The sequence below is a fragment of the Aurantimicrobium sp. INA4 genome (genome assembly GCF_027924525.1).
Classification (GTDB): Bacteria; Actinomycetota; Actinomycetes; order Actinomycetales; family Microbacteriaceae; genus Aurantimicrobium.
Genome location: NZ_AP027040.1, coordinates 740,295 through 767,050 on the forward strand (window position 1 = coordinate 740,295; position 26,756 = coordinate 767,050).

Annotated in this window: 27 protein-coding genes and 1 tRNA gene; 20 read left to right on the top strand and 8 right to left on the bottom strand. The window is 48.5% G+C overall.

Annotated features, from left to right (window positions below):
- Positions 1–123: 123 nt before the first annotated feature.
- Entirely contained in the window at positions 124–1,851 is a 1,728-nt protein-coding gene (gene leuA / locus AINA4_RS03710) for a 2-isopropylmalate synthase (protein ID WP_281787581.1), read from the top strand.
- Here the strand turns inward: leuA and AINA4_RS03715 are convergent.
- Positions 1,848–2,729 (bottom strand): SURF1 family protein, encoded by an 882-nt coding sequence (locus AINA4_RS03715; RefSeq protein ID WP_281787582.1) that lies wholly within the window; start codon positions 2,727–2,729, stop codon positions 1,848–1,850. The genes leuA and AINA4_RS03715 overlap by 4 nt on opposite strands.
- Positions 2,726–3,001, bottom strand: coding sequence for a DUF3099 domain-containing protein (locus tag AINA4_RS03720; RefSeq protein ID WP_114129713.1), 276 nt, complete (start codon positions 2,999–3,001; stop codon positions 2,726–2,728). Before AINA4_RS03720 ends, AINA4_RS03715 begins: the two co-directional genes overlap by 4 nt.
- Positions 3,002–3,060: 59 nt before the next feature.
- Here AINA4_RS03720 and fabG point away from each other — a divergent pair, with 59 nt between their 5' ends.
- Positions 3,061–3,789, top strand: a complete 729-nt coding sequence (gene fabG, locus AINA4_RS03725; RefSeq protein WP_281787583.1) for a 3-oxoacyl-ACP reductase FabG — start codon at positions 3,061–3,063, stop codon at positions 3,787–3,789.
- On the opposite strand, the gene serB is transcribed toward fabG, so the two are convergent.
- Both serB and glgC read right to left on the bottom strand, forming a co-directional pair.
- A complete protein-coding gene (gene serB / locus AINA4_RS03730) occupies positions 3,786–4,454 on the bottom strand; it encodes a phosphoserine phosphatase SerB (RefSeq protein ID WP_281787584.1) in 669 nt (222 codons plus the stop codon). The two genes, fabG and serB, sit on opposite strands and share 4 nt — an antisense overlap.
- Complete coding sequence (gene glgC / locus AINA4_RS03735) at positions 4,451–5,689, bottom strand: glucose-1-phosphate adenylyltransferase (RefSeq protein ID WP_281787585.1); 1,239 nt, start codon at positions 5,687–5,689, stop codon at positions 4,451–4,453. Before glgC ends, serB begins: the two co-directional genes overlap by 4 nt.
- A 95-nt stretch (positions 5,690–5,784) precedes the next feature.
- Here glgC and glgA point away from each other — a divergent pair, with 95 nt between their 5' ends.
- The 3 genes from glgA (at position 5,785) to AINA4_RS03750 (ending at position 8,122) form a co-directional block, all read left to right on the top strand.
- Complete coding sequence (gene glgA / locus AINA4_RS03740) at positions 5,785–6,969, top strand: glycogen synthase (RefSeq protein ID WP_281787586.1); 1,185 nt, start codon at positions 5,785–5,787, stop codon at positions 6,967–6,969.
- A 20-nt stretch (positions 6,970–6,989) separates the two neighbouring features.
- A complete protein-coding gene (locus AINA4_RS03745) occupies positions 6,990–7,775 on the top strand; it encodes an ATP-binding cassette domain-containing protein (RefSeq protein WP_281787587.1) in 786 nt (261 codons plus the stop codon).
- Between the two features lie 95 nt (positions 7,776–7,870).
- Positions 7,871–8,122: a type B 50S ribosomal protein L31 gene (locus AINA4_RS03750; RefSeq protein WP_096381219.1), complete on the top strand. Its 252-nt coding sequence runs from the start codon at positions 7,871–7,873 to the stop codon at positions 8,120–8,122.
- Positions 8,123–8,180: 58 nt separating this feature from the next.
- On the opposite strand, the gene AINA4_RS03755 is transcribed toward AINA4_RS03750, so the two are convergent.
- Positions 8,181–8,882 carry an exonuclease domain-containing protein gene (locus AINA4_RS03755; RefSeq protein ID WP_281787588.1) on the bottom strand — a complete coding sequence of 234 codons (702 nt, stop codon included), beginning with the start codon at positions 8,880–8,882 and terminating at the stop codon, positions 8,181–8,183.
- Between the two features lie 68 nt (positions 8,883–8,950).
- Here AINA4_RS03755 and AINA4_RS03760 point away from each other — a divergent pair, with 68 nt between their 5' ends.
- Positions 8,951–9,847, top strand: a complete 897-nt coding sequence (locus AINA4_RS03760) for an alpha/beta hydrolase (protein WP_281787589.1) — start codon at positions 8,951–8,953, stop codon at positions 9,845–9,847.
- A complete protein-coding gene (locus AINA4_RS03765) occupies positions 9,847–10,932 on the top strand; it encodes a glycosyltransferase family 1 protein (protein WP_281787590.1) in 1,086 nt (361 codons plus the stop codon). The genes AINA4_RS03760 and AINA4_RS03765 overlap by 1 nt, the downstream gene beginning before the upstream one ends.
- Here the strand turns inward: AINA4_RS03765 and AINA4_RS03770 are convergent.
- A complete protein-coding gene (locus tag AINA4_RS03770) occupies positions 10,897–11,763 on the bottom strand; it encodes a Sir2 family NAD-dependent protein deacetylase (RefSeq protein ID WP_281787591.1) in 867 nt (288 codons plus the stop codon). The two genes, AINA4_RS03765 and AINA4_RS03770, sit on opposite strands and share 36 nt — an antisense overlap.
- Before the next feature lie 61 nt (positions 11,764–11,824).
- On the opposite strand from AINA4_RS03770, the gene AINA4_RS03775 reads away from it, so the two are divergent.
- From AINA4_RS03775 to AINA4_RS03785, 3 genes are all read left to right on the top strand, one after another.
- Positions 11,825–12,628: an RNA methyltransferase gene (locus AINA4_RS03775; RefSeq protein WP_281787592.1), complete on the top strand. Its 804-nt coding sequence runs from the start codon at positions 11,825–11,827 to the stop codon at positions 12,626–12,628.
- Positions 12,629–12,671: 43 nt separating this feature from the next.
- Positions 12,672–14,462 carry a DEAD/DEAH box helicase gene (locus AINA4_RS03780; RefSeq protein ID WP_281787593.1) on the top strand — a complete coding sequence of 597 codons (1,791 nt, stop codon included), beginning with the start codon at positions 12,672–12,674 and terminating at the stop codon, positions 14,460–14,462.
- An 86-nt stretch (positions 14,463–14,548) separates the two neighbouring features.
- Positions 14,549–15,010 carry a hypothetical protein gene (locus AINA4_RS03785; protein WP_281787594.1) on the top strand — a complete coding sequence of 154 codons (462 nt, stop codon included), beginning with the start codon at positions 14,549–14,551 and terminating at the stop codon, positions 15,008–15,010.
- Between the two features lie 38 nt (positions 15,011–15,048).
- On the opposite strand, the gene AINA4_RS03790 is transcribed toward AINA4_RS03785, so the two are convergent.
- Positions 15,049–15,131: transfer RNA gene (locus tag AINA4_RS03790), tRNA-Leu, on the bottom strand.
- Between the two features lie 106 nt (positions 15,132–15,237).
- Here AINA4_RS03790 and AINA4_RS03795 point away from each other — a divergent pair.
- Positions 15,238–16,062, top strand: coding sequence for an undecaprenyl-diphosphate phosphatase (locus tag AINA4_RS03795; RefSeq protein ID WP_281787595.1), 825 nt, complete (start codon positions 15,238–15,240; stop codon positions 16,060–16,062).
- On the opposite strand, the gene AINA4_RS03800 is transcribed toward AINA4_RS03795, so the two are convergent.
- Entirely contained in the window at positions 16,059–16,982 is a 924-nt protein-coding gene (locus AINA4_RS03800) for a PAC2 family protein (RefSeq protein ID WP_281787596.1), read from the bottom strand. The genes AINA4_RS03795 and AINA4_RS03800 overlap by 4 nt on opposite strands.
- A 65-nt stretch (positions 16,983–17,047) precedes the next feature.
- On the opposite strand from AINA4_RS03800, the gene AINA4_RS03805 reads away from it, so the two are divergent.
- The 9 genes from AINA4_RS03805 (at position 17,048) to lnt (ending at position 26,731) form a co-directional block, all read left to right on the top strand.
- Positions 17,048–17,740 carry an HAD family phosphatase gene (locus AINA4_RS03805; protein ID WP_281787597.1) on the top strand — a complete coding sequence of 231 codons (693 nt, stop codon included), beginning with the start codon at positions 17,048–17,050 and terminating at the stop codon, positions 17,738–17,740.
- Positions 17,737–18,744: a tRNA (adenine-N1)-methyltransferase gene (locus AINA4_RS03810; RefSeq protein WP_281787598.1), complete on the top strand. Its 1,008-nt coding sequence runs from the start codon at positions 17,737–17,739 to the stop codon at positions 18,742–18,744. The genes AINA4_RS03805 and AINA4_RS03810 overlap by 4 nt, the downstream gene beginning before the upstream one ends.
- A gap of 66 nt (positions 18,745–18,810) precedes the next feature.
- Positions 18,811–19,758, top strand: coding sequence for an FKBP-type peptidyl-prolyl cis-trans isomerase (locus AINA4_RS03815; RefSeq protein WP_281787599.1), 948 nt, complete (start codon positions 18,811–18,813; stop codon positions 19,756–19,758).
- 6 nt (positions 19,759–19,764) lie between these two features.
- Entirely contained in the window at positions 19,765–20,757 is a 993-nt protein-coding gene (locus AINA4_RS03820) for a WYL domain-containing protein (protein ID WP_281787600.1), read from the top strand.
- Complete coding sequence (locus AINA4_RS03825) at positions 20,757–21,728, top strand: WYL domain-containing protein (protein WP_281787601.1); 972 nt, start codon at positions 20,757–20,759, stop codon at positions 21,726–21,728. Before AINA4_RS03820 ends, AINA4_RS03825 begins: the two co-directional genes overlap by 1 nt.
- 35 nt (positions 21,729–21,763) lie before the next feature.
- Complete coding sequence (tatA, locus tag AINA4_RS03830; RefSeq protein WP_281787602.1) at positions 21,764–21,970, top strand: Sec-independent protein translocase subunit TatA; 207 nt, start codon at positions 21,764–21,766, stop codon at positions 21,968–21,970.
- Between the two features lie 7 nt (positions 21,971–21,977).
- Positions 21,978–22,802, top strand: a complete 825-nt coding sequence (gene tatC / locus AINA4_RS03835; protein WP_348773308.1) for a twin-arginine translocase subunit TatC — start codon at positions 21,978–21,980, stop codon at positions 22,800–22,802.
- A gap of 2 nt (positions 22,803–22,804) precedes the next feature.
- Positions 22,805–25,246, top strand: coding sequence for a DEAD/DEAH box helicase (locus AINA4_RS03840; protein WP_281787603.1), 2,442 nt, complete (start codon positions 22,805–22,807; stop codon positions 25,244–25,246).
- The gene (gene lnt / locus AINA4_RS03845) at positions 25,247–26,731 is read left to right on the top strand and encodes an apolipoprotein N-acyltransferase (RefSeq protein WP_281787604.1); all 1,485 of its coding nucleotides are present in this window, start codon (positions 25,247–25,249) and stop codon (positions 26,729–26,731) included.
- Positions 26,732–26,756: the final 25 nt, after the last annotated feature.

Sequence of the window (26,756 nt, forward strand, 5' to 3'; positions counted from 1 at the left end):
TGCTAGCCTAGAAATATGTCCACTGGTTCGCTTCTTCTTAGTTGCCGCGACGAGTCCATTAATTAGGCCTCACTCGTCGCGGAGATGCCCGTTGGCTGACCACCATTCGCGAGGAGAAGACAGATGAAGAACAACCAGACCCCCAGCACTATGCCAGTGCACAAATACCGCCCCTATCACGAGAGCTTAGGTATCGATCTTCCAGATCGAACGTGGCCATCTAAACGCATCGAAAAAGCTCCGATTTGGTGTGCTGTTGACTTGCGAGATGGAAACCAAGCACTCATCGACCCGATGAGTCCTGAGCGCAAGCGCATCATGTTCGATCTCTTGGTCAAGATGGGTTACAAAGAGATTGAGGTAGGTTTCCCCTCTGCTAGCCAGACCGACTTCGATTTCGTACGATCTCTGATCGAAGAAAACGCTATTCCTGACGATGTCACTATTCAGGTGCTTACTCAAGCACGTGATCACCTCATTGAACGCACCTACGAATCCATCGCTGGAGCCAAGCAGGCCATCGTTCACTTCTATAACTCGACCAGTATTTTGCAGCGTGATGTTGTCTTCCGCGAAGACCGTCAAGGCATCATGGACATTGCACTTCACGGCGCACGATTCTGTCGTGAAATGGAGAAGAAGATTCCGCAGACAAAGGTCTTTTACGAATATTCTCCTGAAAGCTTCACTGGTACAGAGCTGGAATACGCCGTTGAGGTGTGCAACGCAGTTCTTGAAGTGCTTGAGCCGACACCTGATCGCAAGGTGATCATCAATCTACCTGCCACCGTTGAAATGGCCTCACCCAATGTCTATGCGGACTCCATTGAGTGGATGGGGCGCCACCTCGCTCATCGAGAGAACGTCATCATTTCTTTACACCCTCACAATGACCGAGGAACAGCGGTAGCTGCTGCTGAATTGGGTTACATGGCAGGCGCAGACCGCATCGAGGGATGCCTCTTTGGTAATGGTGAACGCACGGGAAACGTTGACCTGGTTGCTTTGGGTATAAATATGTTTACTCAAGGAATCGACCCACAAATCGACTTCAGCAACCTGGATGAGATTAAGCGAACTGCTGAATATTGCAACCAGCTCAAAGTTCACGAACGCAGTCCTTGGGCTGGTGACCTTGTTTACACCGCTTTCTCTGGCTCGCATCAAGATGCCATTAAGAAGGGCTTTGAGCGCATGGCAGCAGATGCCCAAGCTCAAGGCACACATGTAGACAACCTTGTTTGGGCTGTTCCTTACCTCCCGGTGGATCCTAAAGACCTCGGACGCAGCTACGAAGCTGTTATCAGAGTCAACTCGCAGTCGGGTAAGGGGGGAGTGGCCTACTTGCTGAAGAAGGACCACAACCTCGAGCTCCCTCGTCGTCTCCAAATTGAGTTCTCTGGTGTTGTTCAACACAAAACAGATGCTGAAGGTGGCGAAGTCTCCAGTGATGATTTGTGGGCGATATTCCAGGATGAATACTTGCCAGCCAAGGATGCTGTAAACAAGTGGGGACGGTTTGAACTCACTGGTAGTCGGACCGAAAGCGATTTCAATGGCACGCTGAAGCTCTCGGTCGACTTACGAGATGGCGATAGCGTCACTCGAAAAGATGCAATTGGTAACGGCCCGATTGACGCCTTCTTGAAGCTCATGCTGGAAGAAGGAATCAACGTTGAGCTCTTTGACTACGTGGAACACACGCTTTCTGCAGGTGGTGATGCGATGGCAGCAGCCTATGTTGAGCTGAACGTCAATGGCACACGACTATGGGGTGTTGGTATCGACTCTGATATCTCAACTGCGTCGTTAAAAGCAGTCGTCTCGGCAATCAACCGAGCAGTTCGCTAGCGAGAGGCCTGATCAAGAAGAGCATCTTCGATGTCTTCTTCAGTCGGTTGAGCTGCGCGTTTTTGCTGACGTCTAAGTTCCCGGGCCTTACCCTCGTCTGTCTCAGCATTTCTAATTCGTAGTTCATTGCGGATAGCCCACGCTAGAGCAATAAATGCAAGCACACCAAACATGATCCATTGGAATGCATAACTGAGGTGGGCACCTTCATCGAGTGAAGGCTTTTCGGCTGCTAGGGGTGGATTCTCAACTGGTGGAGGTGTTTCTGAATCGAGTACCCCGTATGCGCCTGTGTATGTGGGATATCCGATACTTTCTTCGATGAGAGGTAACTCAATCGTTGCTAGTTGGTTTCCTGCTGCTTCACGCCCTGGAATAGAAGGTTCGCCAGCTTTAAGTCGCGCAACGACTGTTACCTCTCCCGAGGGGGGTTCTGGCAACGTGTAGTTCTCTGTGCCGTCAGGCAATACGGGGAGCCATCCACGGTTAATAACAAAGACATCACCTTGATCCGTTAGGAGGGGAGTCAGCACCTCAACACCAGCTTGTTGCTCGCGTGGCCGACTTCTGACGATGAATTGATGATCAGACAAATATGTTCCAGTTACGGTAACTGGAATCCACTTATCGTCAGGATTGAATTCATTCAGGTTGGGCAATGCTTCACTGAGCGCCATGGGGCGCGCCTCGTAATTGGATAAGACCCTACTAATTTCTTGCTGAGCTTCTTCTCGACGGTTGAATTGCCATGTTGAGAGTGCAATACAGGTACCTGCGAATATTGCTGTCAACAACAGGTAAGTTAGCCACCTTTTCGTGAGGGCTACCGCATACCAGGGAACACGTTCAGGTGATTCTGAGGTGGGAACTGTGTTCAAGACTGCTTTTCTTGATAGAGCACTATGGTGCTGGGACGCTCTACATACGAGGTTTTTGGCGCCATCTTGACGTTTGCAGCAATCATGGCGAAGTAGGGAAGCACAATTGCTCCTGCCGCAAAAACGACAAGCCACCAGCCTGAAACAAAGAGCATCCCAATGATGCAGACCATACGAATGCTCATCGCAATGGTGTACTTGACCATACGTATTCGCCGCTCGTCGGCGGGAGATGGTGGAAGGGTTGTTGCGGACTGAAGTTTCTTCTTCATTGCCAGCACTACTCCAAGGTTGATGTGGTGCTACTAGCCTACGACTAAGCTGGCATTCGATGCATCCAAGAGGAGGAAATGTGACCGTTCGTACAGTGCTCATTACTGGTGGAAACAGAGGCATTGGATATGCCCTTGCAGAAGAATTCATCGCTCAGGGTCATCGTGTTGCAGTTACCGCACGTTCTGGTGAAGGTCCTGCCGGTTCGCTTACTGTTCGAGCAGATGTCACTGATGGGTCTTCACTTGATTCTGCTTACGCAGAAGTTGAAGAAAAACTTGGTCCAGTGGAAGTTCTCGTAGCGAATGCGGGAATCACTAAGGACACTTTAGTAATGCGAATGACGGACGAAGAGTTTGACTCCGTTGTTGATACCAACCTTGGTGGTACCTTCAAAGTAGTCAAGCGAGCGATCAAGGGCATGTTAAAGGCACGTTTCGGTCGCATCATTTTGATTTCATCTGTTGTGGGGCTTTATGGCTCGGCTGGCCAGGTGAACTATTCGTCCTCGAAGAGCGCGTTGGTGGGTATGGCTCGTTCGCTTACTCGTGAATTAGGCGCTCGAGGGATTACCGCGAATGTTGTAGCACCTGGATTTATCGAGACAGATATGACCGCAGCTCTCCCCGAGGAACAGCAAGAACAATACAAAAAGAACATTCCTGCCGGACGCTTTGCTCAGCCTTCTGAGGTTGCCAAGGTGTGTGCTTGGCTTGCATCTGATGATGCTGGCTATATCTCGGGTGCTGTAATTCCTGTGGATGGTGGATTGGGTATGGGGCACTAAAGCCCAATAATTCCCAAAACTTTGCTGAGGTCTCGTTCGTTCAAAGACACATCAGCGCGTTCTTGAACAATAGGCTTTGCACAGAAAGCAATACCCATACCGGCTGCTTCCATCATTTTCAGATCGTTTGCACCATCCCCGATAGCTACGGTGTGCGATAGGGGAGTTGAGGTTTCTTCAGCCCACTGGCGCAGCGCATCCGCTTTAGCATCTGCGTCAATGATGGGGCCTAAGACGTTCCCAGTCAGCACCCCATCAATAACTTCTAGACGATTTGCTTTCCATTGATCTAAGCCAAGTTGCTGTGCAAGAGGATCGAGGAGTTCGTGAAATCCTCCACTGACCACTCCAACAGTGCCACCGAGTTCATGTATTCGATTAATGAGTTTTTCTGCACCTGCGGTGACTGTAATTCGTGATCGAACAGTATCAAAGACCGAGGAGGGTAACCCTGCAAGTGTGGCAACTCTTTCTCGCAAACTCTCCGCAAAATCGAGTTCACCACGCATTGCACGTTCCGTCACAGCAGCGACGAGCTCTAGTGAACCTGCTTCCTCGGCTAACAGTTCAATAGCTTCGTTTTCAATCAACGTAGAGTCAACGTCGAGAACTACGAGGTACCGAGAAGAATCCGTAGCGGCAAAATCGTTACGGTCTTCGTTCATGGTGTTACTCGTACTCCCTTGCCCACGACGGTGATTCCAGATTCAGTGACCGTGAACCCACGTGCTTTATCGCGTTCGTGATTAACACCGATTTTTGCACCGGGTTCAACAACGACTTCCTTATCAAGAATAGCTCGGCGAATTTCTACGTCTTGACCAATGTTGACATGGTCAAAAACGATGGAATCATGGATGCTCGCACCAGAATCAACCTGACACCATGGGCCAAGAACACTGCGTTCAATGTGTGCGCCAGATAACAAAGACCCCAGAGAGACAACTGAATCAATAGTTGCTCCGACGCGTCCTCGTGCATCACGAACAAACTTCGCTGGGGGAGAGTTGACCTGCATAGAGTAAATCGGCCACTCAGTGTTGTACAGGTTGAAGACGGGCAAGGTCGAGATGAGGTCCATGTGTGCGTCAAAAAAGCTTTCGATGCTTCCCACATCACGCCAGTAATACTTATCTCTATCAGTTGATCCAGGCACGTCGTTTCGCTGGAAGTCATAGACTCCTGCCTGATTCTCGCCGACGAAATAGGGGATGATGTCACCGCCCATATCGTGGTTTGAATCCGTTAGTTCGCCATCTCGTTCAACTGCTTCAATGAGGGCATCTGCGTCAAACACGTAATTACCCATGGAAACAAGAACTTCACTTGGATTATCTGGCAATCCAACCGCATCTGTTGGCTTTTCACGGAATCGTGAAATTTTTGTCACGTCCTTGTCGTCGACTTCGATGACACCAAACTGATCAGCAAGACGAATGGGTTGGCGAATTGCGGCGACAGTGGCTTTGCGGCCAGATTCAATATGAGCTTGAATCATTTGATCAAAATCCATGCGGTAGACGTGATCGGCGCCAACAACAACGACAATGTCAGGTTTTTCGTCACGAATGAGGTTCAAACTTTGCAAGATGGCGTCTGCGCTTCCAGAGAACCATCTTTTTCCCAATCGTTGCTGCGCTGGAACAGAGGCGACGTAGGAGCCAAGAAGACCAGACATTCTCCATGTTTGGGAGACGTGACGGTCCAAAGAATGAGATTTGTACTGGGTCAGGACCACTATTTGGCGAAGACCAGAATTAATGAGATTCGAAATCGCAAAATCAACGAGACGGTATTGCCCGCCGAAAGGGACTGCGGGCTTTGCCCGGTCCTCAGTGAGGGGCATCAGTCTTTTGCCCTCGCCGCCAGCGAGGACAATTCCAAAAACTTTCTTGGCCATTTCTCAACAGTAGGGCACCAAGGTAACGGTTTAGCAACATAAATATTTCTACGTTACGTTCGATAACTATTTGAAGGTGAGATAACGTCTTTGTCATGCGCGTTGATTTACTCACCAAGGAATATCCGCCCGAGATTTATGGCGGTGCTGGAGTTCACGTTGCTGAATTGGTGAAGGCATTGCGTGCCACTGATGAGATTCACGTTCGCTGCTTTGGCGGAGTTCGTGATGAACGTGATGTTACAAACTACCTGGTTCCTCAAGAACTACATTCAGCAAATGCCGCGTTGCAGACCATTGGTGTGAATCTCCTGATGGCAAACGACACAGTTGGGGCTGACATCGTTCATTCGCACACCTGGTATGCCAATGAAGCTGGACGGCTTTCTCAACAGTTGCATGGAATTCCTCACGTCATTACAGCTCACAGTCTGGAGCCTTTGAGGCCGTGGAAAGCAGAACAGCTCGGCGGCGGATACAAAGTTTCCAGCTCCATAGAGCTCAACGCATTTGAGAGTGCAGATGCAGTAATTGCTGTTTCCGCCGGCATGCGTTCGGATATTCTGCGAAGTTACCCCGATATCGATCCCAGCAAAGTGCACGTCATTCACAACGGAATTGATGTTCAGGCTTGGGCTCCAACATCTAATCCTGAACTTTTGGAGCGGTGGGGGATAGATTCGTCACGCCCTTCCATTGTTTTTGTCGGCAGAATTACACGGCAAAAGGGTTTGCCATATTTACTCAAGGCAGCTCAAGCCCTACCTGAGGATGTTCAACTGATTTTGTGTGCTGGTGCTCCAGACACTGAGGAAATCAAGCAAGAAGTAGAACTCAGGGTTTCTCAACTGCAGAAGAAACGTTCTGGAGTTATCTGGATTCCTGATCATCTGCCGCGACACGAGCTTGCAGCCATTTTGACCTCTGCTACTGCTTTCGTATGTCCCTCCATTTATGAACCTCTTGGAATAGTCAATTTAGAAGCGATGGCCTGTGGAATACCGGTGGTGGGAACAGCCACTGGAGGAATTCCGGAAGTTATTGAAGACGGAGAAACGGGTTGGTTAGTCCCTATTGAACAACTTCAAGATGGCACTGGGACGCCTCTAAAGCCTGAACAATATGTCGCTGATTTAGCTCAGGCAATGATTAATGCAGTCTCGGATATAGAACGGGCTCGTCGTATGGGTGTTGCTGCTCGCGAACGAGCACGCACGCACTTCGACTGGGCGGCAATAGCGGTGCAAACACGGTCAATTTACAACCTAGTTCGCGCATAACTAGTCGTTAGCATTGAAACATGGTCCAGGTTTTGAAGTTTTCTCACGCGTCTCTTGTTCGCGACGGGCATTCCGTTGTTTCTGACCTTAATTGGGATGTGACAAGTGACCAACGCTGGATCATCCTTGGTGCTAACGGTGCTGGGAAAACGTCTCTGTTAGATATGGCTGCTGGATGGGACATCCCAACAAGCGGGCAAGTGACTGTTCTCGACGAAGATCTTGCCACGGCAGACCCTGAATGGTTGCGTCCTCGAGTGGGCTATGCCTCCTCGAGCATGGCCAAGCGAATTCCTCCAACAGAAACAGTTTCGGACGCTGTTATTACCGCGGCGTATGCCGCGGCAGAACGTCGTGGTGAACAGTTTGAAGACATTGATATAAGGCGTGCCCGACGCGTTCTAGCAGAGTGGCGTCTTGAAGGTTTCAGCGATCGCACACTTATTTCACTTTCAGAAGGTGAAGCGAAGCGTATGCAAATTGCGCGCTCGATTATGACCGACCCAGAATTACTTTTACTCGATGAGCCAACAGCTGGACTTGATATGGGCTCTCGTGAAGAAATTTTGCAGATGTTGGGGTACTTTGCCGGCAATCCTTCAGCACCCGCAATCGTCATGGTCACCCACCATGTTGAAGAGATTCCACGTGGGTTCACCCATGTTCTTCTGATGAAGGATGGAACCGCTGCTTACGCAGGTCCTATTGAATCCACACTGACGGAAGCGAACCTTTCAGACGTATTCGGAGTAAAAATTTCTCTATTCACCAATGATGGACGCTACTCGGCGCAAGCAACCCTCTAGTTTCTGATAACATAATGAGTCGGCCCGCTGAAAAGCGCAGGCACAATGCTTCTTGTTCGTCGTCTGATGAACAACGTCAATTAAAGGAAATATCGATGAAGTCTGACATCCACCCCGAGTACGCACCAGTCGTCTTCCACGACCTGGCTTCGGGCGAGTCGTTCCTGACACGTTCAACCGCTACCAGCTCAAAGACTGTTAAGTGGACCGATGGCAACGAATACCCCGTCATCGACGTTGAAATCTCCAGCGCATCACACCCCTTCTACACTGGTAAGCAGCGCATCATGGACTCCGCAGGACGTGTGGAGAAGTTCAATAAGCGTTTTGCTGGTTTCGGTCAGTAATTCTCAAGTCTCACCAAAAAAAGCCCGGTCATGCGACCGGGCTTTTTGTGTTTGCAAGCTATCTGACAGGCCAAAGTCCATCTCCAGGGTAAACAGGTAGATTCTGACTCCGACGCCAGTTTGCGTAACTTTCAGCTTGTTCCTTGGCCCAGGTGACTTGGAGGTCATGTAGCTCTTCAGCGGGAAAAGCCAGGTCCGCAGCATACTTTTTCCCAATAGCTTGGGCAACGCGTCCTGCTGCAATCGCATCTGCCGCAGCATCATGGGCATCAGTGAGTGCAACACCATAATGAGCAGCGGCAGCTTCCAACGTTCTTTTACCCTTGCGGTATTTATCGACCTGCTTGTCAATAATGAGGGGATCGATTACTGGTCGGGGGAGTTCAAGTGGATCAAACCCATATCTTTTTGCTTCCCGGTCAAGAATTGTGAAGTCATAAGAAGCGTTATATGCAACGACGCCAATTCCCTGATCCATAAAGCTTGAAATGATCGTCAATAACTCATAAATGCTGTCGGGAGCTGGTGCGCCTTCTGAACGCATGCGTTCTGTCGTGATGCCATGCACAGCCGTTGCTTGCTCAGGAATTTCAATTCCGCAATCGATGAGCCAGTTATGCTCGTCTTCCACCTCGCCATAGGGGTTAAGGATGCTGACGTTCGCTGAGACAATACGTGTCGTCTCAGGGGCAATTCCCGTCGTTTCGGTGTCAAAAACAGCAATTACGTTAGCCCATTCGGGCAATCCAGTGTTGGTCACGTCATTCACTTTAGGTTCTCCGACGGACAAGCAGGCTTTAGCGGCTCGGTGCGCCTACACTTGAGGCAATGCCTGCTGTATCTCCTTATGCTTCCAAGCTTGAACAAATTCCAACCGTTCATGCTTCAGTCGACGTCTCTGGCCTCAGAACCGATTATTGGGAATATGGTGACTCATCATCTCCACTTCAATTGGTTTTAATTCATGGATTTCGTGGAGATCATCACGGCTTAGAACCCATCGTTGCCGAATTAGGGCCTGGTGTTCATGCCGTCGTACCTGATTTACCTGGTTTTGGTCTTTCAGAAGCGCTACCTTCACCAGCAAATATTGTCTCATTCAGCAGATGGCTCATTCAGTTTCTTGACGTAATCGGTGCCGACAAGGATGTCATTGTTTTGGGCCATTCTTTTGGCTCAATTGTTGTTGGTGCTGCCGCTGCTCAGGGCCTAACACAGCGCAGAATAATAATGATCAATCCCATAGCGGCGAATGCACTCAAAGGTCCCCGCGGCATCTTGACTCGTCTTGCAGTGCTCTACTACAAAGCAGCGGCTGCGCTGCCAGCACGTGCTGGTTATGCATTGCTGAAAAACAAAATGATTGTTCGCATTATGAGTGAAACCATGGCCAAGACTGAAGACAAAAACTTACGTGAGTGGATTCACGAACAGCACGATCAATATTTCAGCCTGTTTGACTCCCGGGACTCAGTTTTGGAAGCATTCGAAACTTCCGTTTCTAATGACGTCAGCATGTTTGCTCCCAATATTCATCAGGAATTGCTCATGCTTGTTGCTGATAAAGACGACATCACTGCACTGCCAGAACAGAAACTTCTCGCGTCACGAATTCCAGGAGCGCAGATTGAAGTAGTCGAAGGTGTTGGACACCTTGTTCATTATGAGGCTCCAGATTTCGCAGCCAAGCACATTCAGGCTTTCCTAGATGAGGCTAAAAAATAATGCGCATTGCTTTTGACTGTCGTTATGTGCGCATCGATCATCATGATGGGATTTCGCGCTTTAGTGCTCGACTTGTTGAACACCTCATTCCATTGGTTAGACGTAACGGTGATGAGCTCATCATGCTCATCAGTGATCCTCAACAGCTTGCTATGTTGCCAGAACTTCCATTTCACCTGGTTAGTTCTCCTACGAGTATCAAAGAACGCGGTATCGCAAAGCAGATCAACTCAATCTCTCCGGATATTGTGTTCAGTCCCATGCAGACAATTGGTTCCCGGGGACGCAAGTATCGACTAGTTTTGACCGTGCACGACTTGATCTACTACGCACACCCCACCCCGCCACGAAATTTGTCGTGGCCCATTCGCTTATTGTGGCGGCTCTATCACACAGCCTGGTGGCCTCAACGTTTTCTACTTTCACACAGCGATGCAGTTGTGGCCGTTTCAGAGACAACCAAACAACTCATTCACGAGAACAAACTTACTTCCAAGCCTGTATACGTTGTCCACAATGCTGCAGACAGCATTTCTGAAGAGATTGACGTAGCGGTTGCCAGCGAAAGATCACAATCCCTTGTGTACATGGGCTCCTTCATGCCATATAAAAATGTTGAAACGCTCGTCAGGGCAACAGCTCTACTTCCAGATTTCACCCTTCATTTGTTGAGCAAAATCTCTGATGCTGATCGCACGCGACTGCAAGAAATTGCTCCAAATGCTCAAATCCATTTCCACAATGGAATTTCTGATGAGGATTACTTTGATTTGCTCTCCCACGCCACAGCGCTAGTTTCAGCTTCTAAAGACGAGGGTTTTGGTATTCCTCTTGTGGAAGCAATGAGCCTAGGCACTCCTGTGGTTATTTCAGACATTGGCATTTTTCATGAAATTGGTGGAAACGCTGCCCTTTTTGCTGATCCTGAGAACCCTGAATCTTTTGCGAACGCAGTTCATTCGCTCATAAACCACGAAACCTGGAACACTGCATCTGAAGCAGCTCGCCGACAAGCAAGCAAATTCAGCTGGGAAAGTTCTGCTGAAGAACTATTCGATGTCCTCGTAAAGGTAGCCCGAACCTAATTCATGAGCAAGAGCCGTCAAGATTGGGCTCGTACCACCGTCAAGTTTTATTGCAGCCTTACGATCGCCCTTTGTCACACCTTTATTGATGATGGCTATCGGCATTTTCTCGCGCCTAGCTTGATCTACTAATCGCACAGCAGAATTCACTGCTAAAGAAGATCCAGCCACAATGAGTGCATCTGCGCGTTTGACAAGGCTTTGAGCAGCAGCAAAGATTTTTGCTGGGACGAATTCCCCAAAAAAGACAACATCAGGCTTCAAAATTCCGCCGCAGACCGTACAAGCTGGAATCTTTACCTCGCCGAAATTAGATACATCGACATCACCATCAGGCGCAAGGACAATATTGCTTAGGTCTTCAAGCCACGGATTTTCATCACTCAGTTGTTGTTCAATGCTGACACGATCAAACTGTTGGCTACATTCCAAACAAATCACTCGATCAAGTGAGCCGTGCAAATCTACTACGTGAGAATTTCCAGCACGGCGATGCAATCCATCTACGTTTTGGCTGATAACACCCTCGATGATTCCACCTTGTTCCATGGCGGCGATTGCGAGGTGTCCCTGGTTAGGTTCAGCTTGTGAGAAGCTTTTCCATCCGACGTGTGCGCCTGCCCAATAACGTTTTCTGGCAAGTTCGCTGTTGAGAAAGTCAGAAATGTTCATGGGGGTGCGTTTAGAGGCACCTTTACCGCGATAGTCGGGAATACCGGAATCGGTAGAGACTCCCGCGCCTGTCAGTACGGCAACGCGTCGACCTGCAACTAATTGCACTAAAGAATCCAACCCATCAATGTGGGTGGTTTCTTGGACAATTGCGGCCATGGCCGCAAGCCTAAGTCATCTTCGTTTCGTTCATGTTTCAGAAAACTGGCAAACTGAGGCTATGTCCACGGTTCTGAGACTTTCTGATCTATCTGATCCCAGGCTTGTAGATTTCACTCAACTAACAGACGTTGCTTTACGAAAGGTTCTCGAACCTGAAGGTGGTCTGTATTTAGCTGAATCCATCAAAGTCATTCAACGCTCACTTTCTGCAGGCCACGTCCCTCGTGCTGTTTTGATTCAAGAAAAGTGGCTCAATGACGTAGAGCCACTAGTTGCCCAATATGACTGTCCGATCTTTGTTGCACCGCCTGAACTTATTGCAGAGTTGACGGGTTACGACATGCACAGGGGAGCAATGGCTTCGATGAATCGTCCCCGATTACCTGAGCTGAGTGAACTTCTCTCTGGCGCAAAACGTGTTGTTGTTTTGGAGGATATCGTCGACCACACAAATGTAGGGGCGATATTCAGGGCTGTAGCTGGTCTTGGAGCAGATGCCGTGCTCATATCTCCTCGCTGCGCTGACCCGCTCTATCGTCGATCTGTTCGCGTCTCGATGGGCACAGTGCTCCAAGTTCCTTGGACGAGACTGCCTGAGTGGATTCACGCGCGAGAGATTCTCCACAAATTTGGTTTTCATATATCAGCGCTTGCTCTTTCCAACCAGGCCATGTCACTTAAGGACTTCGTAACAAATCCGCCAGAAAAAATAGCATTGGTTTTTGGCTCTGAGGGCGATGGACTTTCGCGAGAAGCGTTAGGTATCTGTGATTCCGTCGTGACCATTCCAATGAAACATGGTGTTGATTCTCTTAACGTCGCCTCAGCAAGTGCTGTCGTTTTATACGCACTCACCGAGTGAACTCCACACTCATCACTGTCCGATTTCATAGACTAAAAAAACTATGACCGGGGAAACGACACATATTGGTTCGTTTGCCGCAGAACATCTCTCTCCTGCATATCCCGCTCGAGCTCCATGGGGAACTGCAGATAATTTACGTGCTTGGCAAACCGAAGCCTTAGACGTTTATTTCAAGCACGAGCCTAAAGACTTCCTTGCAGCTGCGACTCCAGGCGCAGGAAAGACGACCTTCGCATTGCGTCTCGCAACAGAGCTGTTTCGCCGTCGCGTGATTGATCGCATTACTGTAGTTACTCCAACAGAACACTTGAAAACACAGTGGGCTGATGCTGCGCACAAAGTAGGCATTCGGCTAGATCCGCATTTCACCAATGCGCACAAACGTCACGGTAAACAGTTCCATGGTGTTGCTGTGACTTACGCACAAATTGCGATGAAGGCACATGTGCACAAAGACCTCACGGAGTCAGCTCGGACTCTGGTCATACTAGATGAGGTTCATCATGGCGGAGATACCCTCAGTTGGGGAGACGGTATCAGAGAAGCTTTTTCACGAGCAGAGAGGCGTCTTTCTCTCACAGGAACTCCTTTTCGTAGTGACACAGCACCTATTCCTTTCGTGAGCTATCTCCCTAATCGTGACGGTGTACTAGTTTCTCAAACCGATTATGACTACGGATATGGCCGTGCATTACAGGATGGTGTTGTCCGTCCTGTCATGTTTATGGTTTATGCCGGGTCCATGCGCTGGCGGACCCGAGCTGGGGACGAAATGGAAGCACGTCTTGGGCAGGACAACACCAAGGATGTGACTGCTCAAGCCTGGCGTGCAGCTCTTGATCCAGGCGGAGACTGGATTCCTCAAGTCCTGACTGCGGCCAATAATCGCCTCAGTGAAGTCCGACATTCAATCCCAGATGCAGCTGGTCTAGTTATCGCAACTGATCAGGATGACGCCAGAGCATATGTACGTATTCTTCACACAATTACTGGCGAACAACCCACCGTCGTGCTCAGTGATGAGGCTGGTGGAAGCCAAAAGATTGAAGAGTTTTCTTCTTCGAACAACAGGTGGATGGTTGCTGTCCGGATGGTTTCTGAGGGCGTAGACGTTCCTCGACTAGCAGTTGGTGTGTATGCAACAAGTGCATCTACACCCTTATATTTCGCACAAGCTGTCGGGCGCTTTGTTCGTGCACGACGCCGAGGTGAAACTGCGTCAGTCTTTTTGCCCAATGTTCCTTCACTCTTAGCTTTAGCTCAGGAGCTCGAACTTCAACGTGATCACGCTCTCGAATTCAGGACTAGTGCTGCCGAGAGTGATTATCCGGAAATGTCTGAATTTGAACTTGCGCAGAGGGAAGAACAAGCTTCTTCACAAATAGATGAAGAATTCAATGAGTTCGCGATATTAGGTTCAGATGCAAACTTCGACATGGTCATGTATCAAGGGGAGGAGTTTGGTGGCTACGCTGAACCAGGTTCTCCCGAAGAACATGACTTCATTGGTATTCCTGGTTTATTAGAACCAGAACAAATTGCTGACCTTCTGCGCTTTCGACAGCGACGCCAAGCTCAACGGGGAAGTGGTCGCTCTCGCGATGTTGCCGAGAACCGCAGTATCCCTCTGCATAGAAGCTTGAAAGAGCAGCGGGCTTTGTTGAACTCCTTAGTTGCGTTATGGAGTAAACAAACAAATACGCCACACGGCGTTATTCATACTGAGCTTCGTCAAACATGCGGGGGTCCGCCCGTTGCTCAAGCAACAGTTGCTCAACTTCAAGCACGTATTGATTTGATGAGGCGACGTATTTCTTCCCCCGTGAAATAACTAGATATAGGACTTAATTTCGAAATACACGCAACATGCGGTGTTTCAATCACAAGTTGAAGGTTTTTTGTAAGTACTATTTCTTCATGTCTTGCATACGATTCAACACCCCAGCACAGCGTGCACAGCTTGATATGTTGCGTAACGACAAAAAACTCAACGAAACAGCTGTAGCAAAATTCCTAGGCCCAGAGTTTGGTGAGACCAAGATCAATCGCCTCCGGACCATGGCCCTGGATAAGAATCCAAAAATTCGTGAAAGTGTTGCCTTGAGTTATCACGTACCTGAAGAGGTTATGTGGAAGCTTGCAAAGGATAAGAACGAAGGTGTTCGTATCTGTGTTGCACGAAACGAAACCACTCCTTGCGACATTCTTCGTTTCCTTGCTTCAGACAAGAGTGAACAAGTACGCAGTTGGGTTGCTGTGAACTATTTTGTTCCGCAGGATGTCATGGAAACTCTGGCATCCGACAAGAGCGCATCGGTTCGCAAGCTCGTTGCATGGAAAGCCTCACTTGCAGAGAAAGAACTTCAAGCAGCAAGTTAAAACAAGAAATCCCCGAGAATCTCGGGGATTTCTTATTGTGCGCGAAGGGGGACTTGAACCCCCACGTCCTTACGGACACTAGCACCTCAAGCTAGCGCGTCTGCCATTCCGCCACCCGCGCAGGTGATGGTAGATAACTACCGAGAAACAACATTAGCACGAAGAATTATCTTCAAAGTGCACTGTGCCTCCTCGTACTGAGGTGTAACACAACTACTGTCGAGGTTATGGGTTTTTTTGACGCACTTTTCCTCGGGTTTATTCAAGGTCTGACAGAGTTTATTCCCGTTTCCAGCTCAGCACACCTGAGGATTATCGGCGAATTCCTGCCCAATGGAGCTGATCCTGGGGCAACATTTACTGCCATTACTCAACTTGGAACAGAGGCAGCCGTTGTTGTCTACTTTTGGAGAGACATTGTTCGTATCGTTAAACAATGGTCACGTGCACTAGTAGGAAAAGCACCAAGAAACGACCCAGATGCACGAATGGGCTGGCTCATAATTGTGGGCTCGCTGCCCATCATCGTTTTGGGCCTTGTGTTTCAGGACGAAATTGAGACCACTTTCAGGTCGTTGTGGCTGGTTGCAAGCATGTTGATCATTTTCGGCATTCTGATGGGTATCGCTGATGTCGTTGGGAAAAAGACGCGCAGCCTCCAGCAACTGACCGTCGGTCGGGGTGTTGTCTTTGGCTTCGCCCAAGCTCTAGCTTTGATCCCAGGGGTTTCTCGTTCCGGCGGAACCATTACAGCTGGACTGTTTATGGGGTTCAGTAGAACTGCAGCAGCTAGATACTCGTTTCTTTTAGCTCTTCCAGCAGTTTTTGGAAGTGGCTTATATCAACTTGCAAAAAGTTTTTCAGGACCCCAAGTTTTTGGGCCTCTGGAAACATTATCTGCAACCGTTGTCGCATTTATTGTTGGCATTGGCGTGATTGCCTTTTTGATGAACTGGCTTAGTAAACACAGCTTCTGGCCATTCGTTGTCTACCGGGCTGTACTTGGTGGAACCATATTGGTTCTCTTAGCCACAGGTGTACTTCAAGGCTAAACGCCCTTGGGTGGCTCATTTCCTTCAGGTCCAGGTTTATCCGTTGAACGCAGAAAACGTTCAAATTCCTGCGCCAAAGATTCACCGGTTGCTTCGGGAGAATCAACCATGTCTCTTGCTTGTTCAAGTTGAGAAATGTAGGCGGACATATCTTCGTCTTCTGCGGCAAGTTTGTTGATGTTTTCTTCCCACGCTGCAGCTTCTTCTACGAGCTCTCCTCGAGGAATAACGACATCGACAATTTCTTCGAGTTTGTCGATGAGCGCCAATGTTGCCTTCGGGCTTGGACTTTGATGGACGTAGTGGGGAACTGATGCCCAAATTGCAACGGTGGGAATATCTGCTTCCTCTGCAGCGGCAGCAATCACACTCAAGATACCCACGGGGCCTTCATAACTACTTCGTTCAACATCAAGTTCATGTCGTACAGCAGCGTTTTCACTACTGACAAAGGTTGATATAGGACGGGTGTGCGGTACATCGGCCAGCATTGCACCGAGAAGAACTATTGCGGAAATGTCTGCTGCGAGAGCAATATCCAAAATTTCGTTCGTGAAAGTGAGCCAGTTTCGACTGGGCTCTACGCCCTGCAGTAGATAAATATTTCCTGAATTGGTGCCTGTAACATCGAGCAAATCATTTTCTTGAACTTCATGAACGACATCGCTAGGAACCATGGGGGCATAGAGAATTGAGGTCGGCCATGTCAGAGAACGATTTCCATCGTCATCGAAACCGATAACAGGTCGATTGAACTGGAAGTCGTAGTACGTTTCTGGATCCACAGTGTGGAGCGGAACAACATCTAGTTGTTCTTGCAAAGTTCGGACAGCTGAGCTGGCGGCTTCGCCTGCGTCATTCCACCCTTCAAAAGCAACGACGAGAAGTCTGCCGCGAAAAGGATGACGGTCTTTGTTCACCTGAAATGCCCCGATCTGTTTCAAGATAAGAATATCGGCCCACCACTGACAAGTAGGCTAGTCGAGTGAGTATCGGCAAACCCAACGAGCAGATTCGTCCAGCGGCAATACTGTGGGACATGGATGGCACAATTGTCGACTCAGAAGAGTACTGGATCATTGCTGAACAAGAACTAGTTGAGTTATTCGGCGGATCGTGGTCCCACGAAGATGGTTTAGCTCTGGTTGGTAATGGTTTGCCAACCACTGCGGTGAAACTCCAAGAACGAGGCGTCACGCTATCAGTTGATGAAATTATTCAAACGCTGACTAATCGCGTTCTTGAACAATTGGAGATTGCAGTTCCTTGGCGCCCAGGCGCTGTAGAGCTTATCCGTCAGTTTCAAGATGCAGGTTTGCCCCAGCTATTAGTGACAATGTCCATTGAACGAATGGCTCGTGCCGTTATCGCACTTATTCCGGGTACCCCACTTCACGATGTTGTTGCGGGAGACAATGTGGTGGTTTCTAAGCCAGATCCGGAGGCTTATCTTCTTGCTGCAGAAAAACTTTCAGTAGACCCACGACATTGCGTTGCTTTTGAAGATTCACCCTCGGGGGTTCGTTCAGCATCCGCTTCGGGGGCATTCACTGTTGGAGTAACCAATATAGTTCCGCTGGAGAATCAGCCAGCAGACGTAATTTTAAATACCCTCGCTGGCGTCGATGCTGAACAAATTTTCAACTTATTTGCACAACGATCACAGGCAGCCCAATGAATCACAACGTCTCTCCCCGTTATTTACCCGGCCCCCTGCGAGCAGGTGATCGATGCCAACTGACAGATCCCAAAGGAAAAATCAACACTGTTTCTCTCAAACCTGGTGATGAATTCCATACACATCGTGGCGTCATCAAACATGACGACATCATTGGCCTACCTGATGCTTCAGTTGTGCTGAATAGTTCAGGCATTGAATATTTGGTGATGCGACCTTTGTTGGTTGATTTTGTGATGTCCATGCCTCGCGGTGCGGCCATTATCTATCCCAAAGAAGCACAAGCGATTTTGGGTCAGGCAGATATTTTCCCAGGGGCACGAGTTGTTGAGGCCGGAGTGGGTTCCGGTGCATTGTCACTGTGGTTACTTCGCGCAATTGGGCCACAGGGTCACTTGTATTCCTTTGAACGTCGTGAAGAATTTGCTGAAATTGCTGAACTCAACGTAGCTACCTTTAATGGGTTCACTCCTGAAAATTGGACAGTCACAGTAGGTGATTTGCAAGATGCTTTGCCAAAAACTGTGCGACCAGGCGAAGCCGACCGTGTGGTTCTAGACATGCTCGCACCTTGGGAGTGTGTAGACATGGTTGCTGAGGCTCTTGTTCCAGGCGGTGTAGTACTGATGTATGTCGCTACGGTGACTCAGCTATCACGAGTAGTCGAAGCCTTACGTGCTACCGGTCAATTTACACACCCACAATCCAGCGAAACAATTGTTCGCGGCTGGCACGTTGAAGGACTAGCAGTGCGTCCGGAACATCGAATGATCGGGCACACAGCTTTTTTGGTCACAGCACGAAAACTCGCCCCAGGAGCCTACTTACCTGACCTCAAGCGTCGAGCGTCTAAATCAGACTTCACCGATGAAGATATGGAAGCCTGGACACCGGGGATTTTGGGTGGACGTGAAATAAGTCCAAAGAGTCTTCGTAAACGAGTTCGAAACGCAACAGAAAGTGCAGAACTTTCACAGTCTTCAGACAGCCAGCCTGAAGTCTAGAACGCACACTCAGCTCTAAGCTTGAACCGTGGGGGAGACAACTCTCCAAACGGACTCTGAGGAATTATGCGTCGAATTGTTGCAGCTGTAGCTGGTCTTGCTCTCGTCATTGGTCTTGTCGGATGCTCGAGTGCTAATTCGAGCGCACCAGAGTGCACCCCGTTGGCTTCAAGCGGATCTGTTGTGGATTCGGTCAAGGTTGAAGGTGGCTTTGGTGAGATTCCTACAGCAACTTTCCCAACCCCACTCAAGGCCACCAAGACTGAACGCAAAATTCTTGTCGAAGGAGATGGTGCTCCTGCACTTCCAGGGGGAGCAGTAGCAGTCGACTTCACTCTTTACAACGGTGAAACCGGAGAGCTTATCGGTCAAACCTCTTATGACGGCTCAGATCTTCAAACCACAACTCTTTCTGAAAACACTCTCGTCAGTGGCCTAATTGCAACTCTTCAGTGTGCAAAAGCTGGAAGCCAAATTGTTTCTGTCATTGCACCTACCGATCTTCTGGACCCTAACGGGAACACTATTGGTGACCTTGGTGAAAAAACGCCCATCGTCGTGATCGCTGACCTTGTATCGACGAGTCTTGCTCGAGCAACCGGTAAATCACAGCCATCACCAGATGGCATGCCTACGGTTGTGCTCGACGCGAACGGTGTTCCTGGTATCACGGTTCCCAAAACTGCCCCACCAACAAAGCTTGAAACTGCAGTTCTCATCAAGGGGGATGGTCCAGTTGTTTCTGCTGGAGCATCAGTAACAGTCCACTACACAGGCGTTTTATGGAGTGATGGAACGGTTTTCGATTCAAGTTGGTCACGAAATACTCCAGCAACATTTAGCCTCAACGGGGTTGTTCCAGGTTTTGCTCAAGCGATTGAAGGCCAAACTGTCGGATCACAGATTCTTGCAGTCATCCCACCTGAGCTTGCTTATGGAGAACAGGAAAATGGAACAATTCCTCCAGGGTCAACACTTGTTTTCGTTATCGACATTTTGGGCACAACAAAGTAGTCAAATATGGCTGGAAAAGCAGGGTCTCGTGTCAAGAAAGAAGACCGTCTTTTTAGTTTGATTTTGGCTCTCGTTTCTTCGCGAGAGGGTCTTACGAAGACAGACATTTTGCGGTCTGTTCGGGGTTATGCCGAGATTTATGATTTCAGTGCGAATAGTGCTCTCGACAAAATGTTTGAACGTGACAAAGAAGAAATTCGTGCAATGGGTGTCGTCATCGACACACTTGAACTTCCAGAGGAGGAAGGTCAAACTCACAACATCAGATATTCCATTTCACGAAAAAATTATGACTTCCCCGAAGATGTGACCTTTACCTCGGACGAAATGACACTCATCAACCTTGCCGCTACTGCGTGGCGGGAAGCATCACTCTCGGCTGAATCGCGCCATGCACTCACAAAAATCAAGTCGTTGGGAATCTCCGCAAATGATCCACTTATTGGTGTTGCGCCACATATACGAACCAACGACAAGGCATTTGCAGCTATTGAGGAAGCACTCGACGGTGAACTCATACTTACCTTCAACTACCTCAAACCAGGTATGTCTAAACCACAGCTAAGAACTGTTGCACCCTTGGCAATGCTCCAGTGGAAAGGGTTGTGGTACGTACTTGCGCACGATTTAGATGTGGATGCTCAACGCACCTTCCTGCTCAGGAGAATCGTTTCTAATCCCAATCGAATACCTCAAAAAACTTTTCCACGACCTGAGGCCTCCTATGCAAAGCAGCTCGAGTTGGAACTCATTGAGCTCACAAAAATTAACAAGGCAGTCATTGAAGTTCAACCTGGTTCCGATGCCCAACTTCGTATCGCATCAGAGCAAGCCATCAGTCCTGAGCTCACAACACTTACTTTTGGATACTCAGATCTTGAGATTCTTGCTGATGACCTTGTGAAATTTGGTGATCAACTGAAAGTTGTTTCCCCTCCAGAATTAACCTCCGCGGTCATTTCACGTTTTGAGTCAATGCTTAATCCGAAGGGGCAATAATGGTCAGCTCTTCCCGACTTGAAGCGTCAGATCGTGTGACATTGTTAATGTCTTTCGTTCCTTACCTTTTAGAACATGCACCCGTTTCGGTACTTGAACTAGCGGATCATTTTGACATCACGACTTCTCAAGTAGAGGAATTAGTTCAACTCTTGGCTATGTCAGGAATTCCTGGAGACAACGGTTTTTATCAGCATTCTGACTTGTTTGATATCAATTGGGATTTATTTGAAAATGAAGCACAGGTAGAGCTGTGGTCTCATGTTGGTGTCGAAGCTACTCCTAGGTTTTCCGCGAGAGAAGCAGCGGCACTTGTTGCAGGACTTCAGTACATTTCCGGGATTGTTCCAGATTCCGACAAAGAGATTATTTCGACGTTACTGAAGAAAATTTCCGCTGGAGCTTCAGCTACACCAGAGAATCTCCTTATCAGTGCAGCAGAGATGCCTGTTGATGTTGATGTCATCACAACTGCAGTTGCTTCAGAGAAGTCCATACGTTTTCGTTACAGGAATGGTCAAGGAATTGAACAGCTTCGCACAGTTGATCCCCTGAGACTAGATTTAGTTGGGCCAACTTGGTACTTGCGTTCCTGGTGTCATGACCGACAGGCTCTTCGAACATTTCGGTTAGACCGAATTTCTCAACTCGAACTTTCAGATGAAAAGTATTCTTCACCGGTATCTGCGAACGAGCTAACAGATGAACTCTTCGATGTTTCTGAAACAGATATTCGTGTCCAATTTCACACAGAAACCTCAGCATTGAGCCTCATTTCTGCGTATAACCCCAGGATTGTTTCCCACTTAGGAGATGAATCTGTTGTCATAGAGGTTTCTTTTGCGAGCTTAGAATCTGTCCCGATTTTTGTTTCACAAGTGCCCGGACTCATTCGTGTGATTTCCCCTACGGAAGCAGTTACAGCTGTCCAAGAGTGGGCCAATCAGGCACTTGCCAGATATACCGCCTAAACTAGAACCATCCCTCGTGTAGTAAGGACAAACTGATGCTTGGAAATCTCTCTGGTTGGCACCTGCTCATCATCATTGCTGTTGTCCTGCTGTTGTTTGGGGCACCAAAACTTCCCGGTCTTGCACGCTCACTTGGTCAGTCCATGCGTATCTTCAAGAGTGAAGTCAAGCAAATGAAGGACGATGACAAGCCTGCTGACCAGACCAGCAGCGAGATTAACGACTCTTCCAAGACTTCCTAAATTAGTCATGGCGACACGTCCTCGCCGAAGCTCGGCACGCGAAGCAAGAATGCCCCTGAGTGGGCATCTTGTTGAGTTGCGCAAGAGACTGTATTTAGCCGCGCTGTTCATTGTTTTGGGTGCAGTAGTGGGATGGTTTGCCTCTGATTACTTGCTGGCTCTGTTGCGTGATCCCATCTACGCAGTTGCAGAAACCCAAGACAGAGTCGCTACTATCAACTACAACTCGATTACAAGTGCATTTGATCTCAAGCTACAAATTGCTTTTACAGTCGGAATCGTCATCTCGAGCCCGTTTTGGCTATATCAGATTTGGGCTTTTTTTGTACCGGGTCTGACAAAACAGGAGAAAAAATACACCCTGGGCTTTATGTTCAGCGCAATCCCTTTATTCTTCTTGGGTAGCGCAGCAGGGTGGTACGTCTATCCTCATATTGTCGCGCTGATGACGAGCTTTGCTCCCAGTGAAGATACGTCAATTATCGAAGCTAAGACGTATTTTGATTTTGTACTCAAACTTGTCATCGTGGTCGGCGTTGCCTTTGTATTGCCGGTCTTCCTCGTCTTGTTCAACTTTGCAGGGCTCATCTCTTCTCAGAGCATCCTCAAGTCGTGGCGCATAGCTATTTTGATGATTACGTTGTTCACCGCGATTGCAACTCCTGCAGCAGATGTTCTATCAATGTTCTTGCTGGCTATTCCGATGGTGATGCTTTTCTTCCTGGCTGCTGGCATCGCCTGGCTTCACGATAAAAGGGTCGCAAAAAAGACAGATTCCGTGAACCCAGATGAGGCAAGTGCCTTACCGCCAACAGAACCATTGTCTGCGTAACAATGGCCGAGCTCACAGCTGCTGAACGTTACGCAATGGCACAATCGCGCAAAAAGACGCCCTTGGTCAATGAATTTCGGGAACGAAGAACTTTTGACCTTGACCCTTTTCAAATTGCTGCGGCAAATGTACTCGAGGCTGGTAGCTCAGTATTGGTTGCTGCACCAACAGGGGCAGGGAAAACAGTTGTTGCTGAATTTGCTGTCTTTCTTGCGATGTCGACAGAGACAGACAAATTGTTTTACACGACACCAATGAAAGCGTTGTCGAATCAGAAATATAACGAGTTCGTTGATGAGTGGGGCGCAAGTAACGTTGGTTTGCTCACTGGTGACACCAACATCAATCCCACTGCACGCATCATGGTGATGACCACCGAGGTGTTGAGAAACATGCTCTATGCAGACAGTGACTTACTAAGAAACCTCAAATTCGTTGTGATGGATGAAATTCACTACCTTGCGGACAGATTCCGTGGTGCTGTGTGGGAAGAAGTCATTATCCATTTACCTCAACATGTTCGTCTTGTTGGTTTGAGTGCAACCGTGTCAAACGCAGAGGAGTTCGGAGATTGGCTCCAAGCTGTCCGCGGAAACACTGAAATCATTGTTTCTGAAGATCGTCCCGTGCCGTTAGATCAACATGTGTTGGTAGGTAACAAATTTATTGACCTCTTTGACTCAGCTGGGTCAGGCGCAACCACTCGTGTTAACCCGGAACTTCTGAGGTTGGCACATTCCCATCAACGAGCTCCTCATATTCGCTCAGCAGGGCGCAATTCACATCGCGGCGGAAGAAATAAACCCAATTATGCGATGAATGCACCTCTACAAGGCCGCATGGACCGTGCACAAATTATTGAACTACTTGCAGAGAAGAATCTCCTTCCCGCGATTTCGTTTATTTTCAGCCGAGCTGGTTGTGATCAAGCAGTCTCACAGGTTTTGCGGTCGGGTATTCGTCTGACGACAGCAGAAGAAAGAGAAGAAATTCGCGAAATAGTTGAACAACGATGTTCGCCTATTCCCGATGAAGACTTGGGTGTCTTGGGGTATTGGGACTGGATTGACGGCTTGGAATGCGGAGTTGCAGCTCACCATGCTGGACTTTTGCCTGCATTCAAGGAAGTTGTTGAAGAGTTATTTCAAAAGAAATTAGTCAAAGTGGTTTTTGCCACTGAAACTCTTGCATTAGGTATCAATATGCCGGCAAGGACTGTTGTTTTGGAAAAACTTGAGAAATTTAACGGCGAAGCACGACTTCCTCTGACTCCAGGCGAATACACTCAACTCACTGGTCGTGCAGGCCGTCGCGGTATTGATGTCGAAGGTCACTCACTGATTCAGTGGTCCAATAATTTGGACCCACAAACAGTCGCAAGTTTGGCCAGTAGGAGAACGTATCCGCTGAACTCAAGCTTTCGCCCAACCTACAACATGGCCATTAACCTGATCGAACAATTTGGTCGTGCACGAACTAGGGACATTCTTGAAAGTAGTTTTGCCCAGTTTCAGGCGGACCGTGCCGTTGTTGATTTAGCAAGAAAAGTAAAGCAACAAGAAGAAACGTTAGCTGGTTACGCAGAACCAATGACCTGCCATTTGGGTGATTTTGTTGAATATGCAGCGCTTCGTCGGAAACTGACAGACATCGAAAAGCAATCTGAGTCAGGTTCTCGAGCAGCTAAGGAAAAACGTAGTGCGGAACTGAATTCACTTCGAAAGCAATTGAAGTCTCATGCATGTCATCATTGCCCTGATCGCGAACAGCATGCCCGCTGGGCAGAGCGATGGTGGAGACTCAAACGCGACACCGACAAAATTGTTCAACAAATCAATACGCGCACCGGTGCTGTTGCTCGAATTTTTGATCGTGTTTGCGATGTTCTGGTGGATATTGACTATTTGATGAAAGATCCTCAGGGTACAGAGTTCTCACTCACGCCTAAGGGGGAGTATCTCGGAAAGATCTACGGAGAACGTGATCTTCTGATTGCCGAGAGCATTCGTTTACAGCTGTGGAATGAACTTGATGTGCCCTCATTGGCTGCGATGGCTTGTGCAATTGTCTTTGAACCACGTCGTGAAGAGGGGCTGATCAACGAAAGATATCTCCCTCGAGGTAAATTTCTCGATGCACTTCATGAAACCCAAAGTCTCTGGGCGGACCTGGATGAGTTAGAGAACTATCACAAGCTTCCTGGAACATCTCCGCTAGCTACAGGGCTGTGTTTAGCAATGTATAAATGGGCCAAAGGTGACCGATTAGATAATGTCCTCTTCGATGCTGATATGCCAGCCGGTGACTTTGTTCGCTGGGCTAAACAAACCATCGATCTACTAGATCAACTTGCACAGGTTACTGACGGTGAACTTCAGAAAACTGCTCGCGATTCACTGGACCAGGTCCGTCGTGGCATCGTTGCCTATTCTGCGGTGGTGTAAATGAAGAGAATGAGTTTTGGGATATCTCTAATACTTGCTGTCGTAGCAGGTTTTACACTTTCTGCTGCCTTCCCGGCAACTGCCTTTTGGCCGTTGGCTTTCGTCGGTGTTTTCATTTTGTACTGGAGTCTCATCGGTCGCGGTTTCTGGACTGGGTTTCTTGTCGGAACAATCACGGGAGCTACATTCTGGCTTTCTCTCATTAATTGGCTCACCCTCTATCTAGGCCCAGTTCCCTGGCTTGCATTGGGAATACTTCAGGCACTCTTCTTTGGTGTCGGAGCTGCTGTGTCAGGAATTGTCATTAACCGCGGCCCACAACGATGGCCATCACGTTGGGCTCGAATTGGGGTTGTCAGTATTGTTCTGGCTTCAGTGTGGACTCTTCGCGAGTCAATCACGAGTGTTTGGCCGTACGGGGGGTTTTCTTGGGGCCGGATGGCTCAATCGCAAGCTGAGAGCCCTTTGGCTCAAAATGTCGCGTGGGTTGGCACTGCCGGGCTGACTTTCCTCGTTGTAGTCAGCTCTGCGATATTTTTCCAAACTCTTCGTGAACGACAAACGACATTATTGGCATTCCCAGTTTTGTTTTTTGTGTCAATACTCGCTGTACCCGCATTTCCACATGAAATTACTGGATACACCAACGTCCTTTCTGTTCAAGGCAATTCACGCGCTGGATTATTCGATAGAGGCGCCCCCGGATCAATACTGCAAGATCATGTTTCCGGTACTTTGCCCTATCAGGGCCAAGACATTGACATGATTGTGTGGCCTGAGAACGCAAGTGATCTCAACCCGCTGCAATCTGTTTTGGCGGCACAAGTTCTTACTGCGGTGTCTGCAAAGTTAGATGCCCCCATTGTTACCGGAACAATTACTGTTGATGAACAGGACAGAGTCTTCAACTCTTCCTTGGTATGGACCGATAAAGCCCTTGCGCAATACGACAAAATCCACCCAGTACCTTTTGCCGAATACATGCCAAACCGAGAGTTTTGGCGGCTATTTCAACCTGATCTGGTTGATCTCGTCACCCGAGATTACAGTTTTGGAACACGACCAAATGTTGTCGACATCAATGGTGTTCTTGCAGGCATATCTATCTGCTTCGACATCACAGATGATAACCAGGCCTATTTGATGATTGGTGATGGCGCAGAAATTATCCTTGCCCAGACAAATAATGCTGATTTCGGTAAAACATCAGAGAATCTACAACAGCTTTCTATTGCTCGGCTTAGGGCTATTGAAACAGCTCGATCTGTTGTGAACATTTCAACCGTGGGTACTTCAGCTGTTATCAGTCCAGATGGTTCAACCTTAGATAGCATTCCTGCTTACCAGCCTGCTGAGATGTTGACTACTGTTCCCTTGAGTACCACTATCACTCCTGCGATGTCATTTGGCCGTGTTATTGAATGGTCTATTGGAGCAGTCGCCATAGCCGGCGTGCTCCTCATTCTCATACGGCGTAAGCCATAGAATGGGCTAGCTGAGACTGTTACTA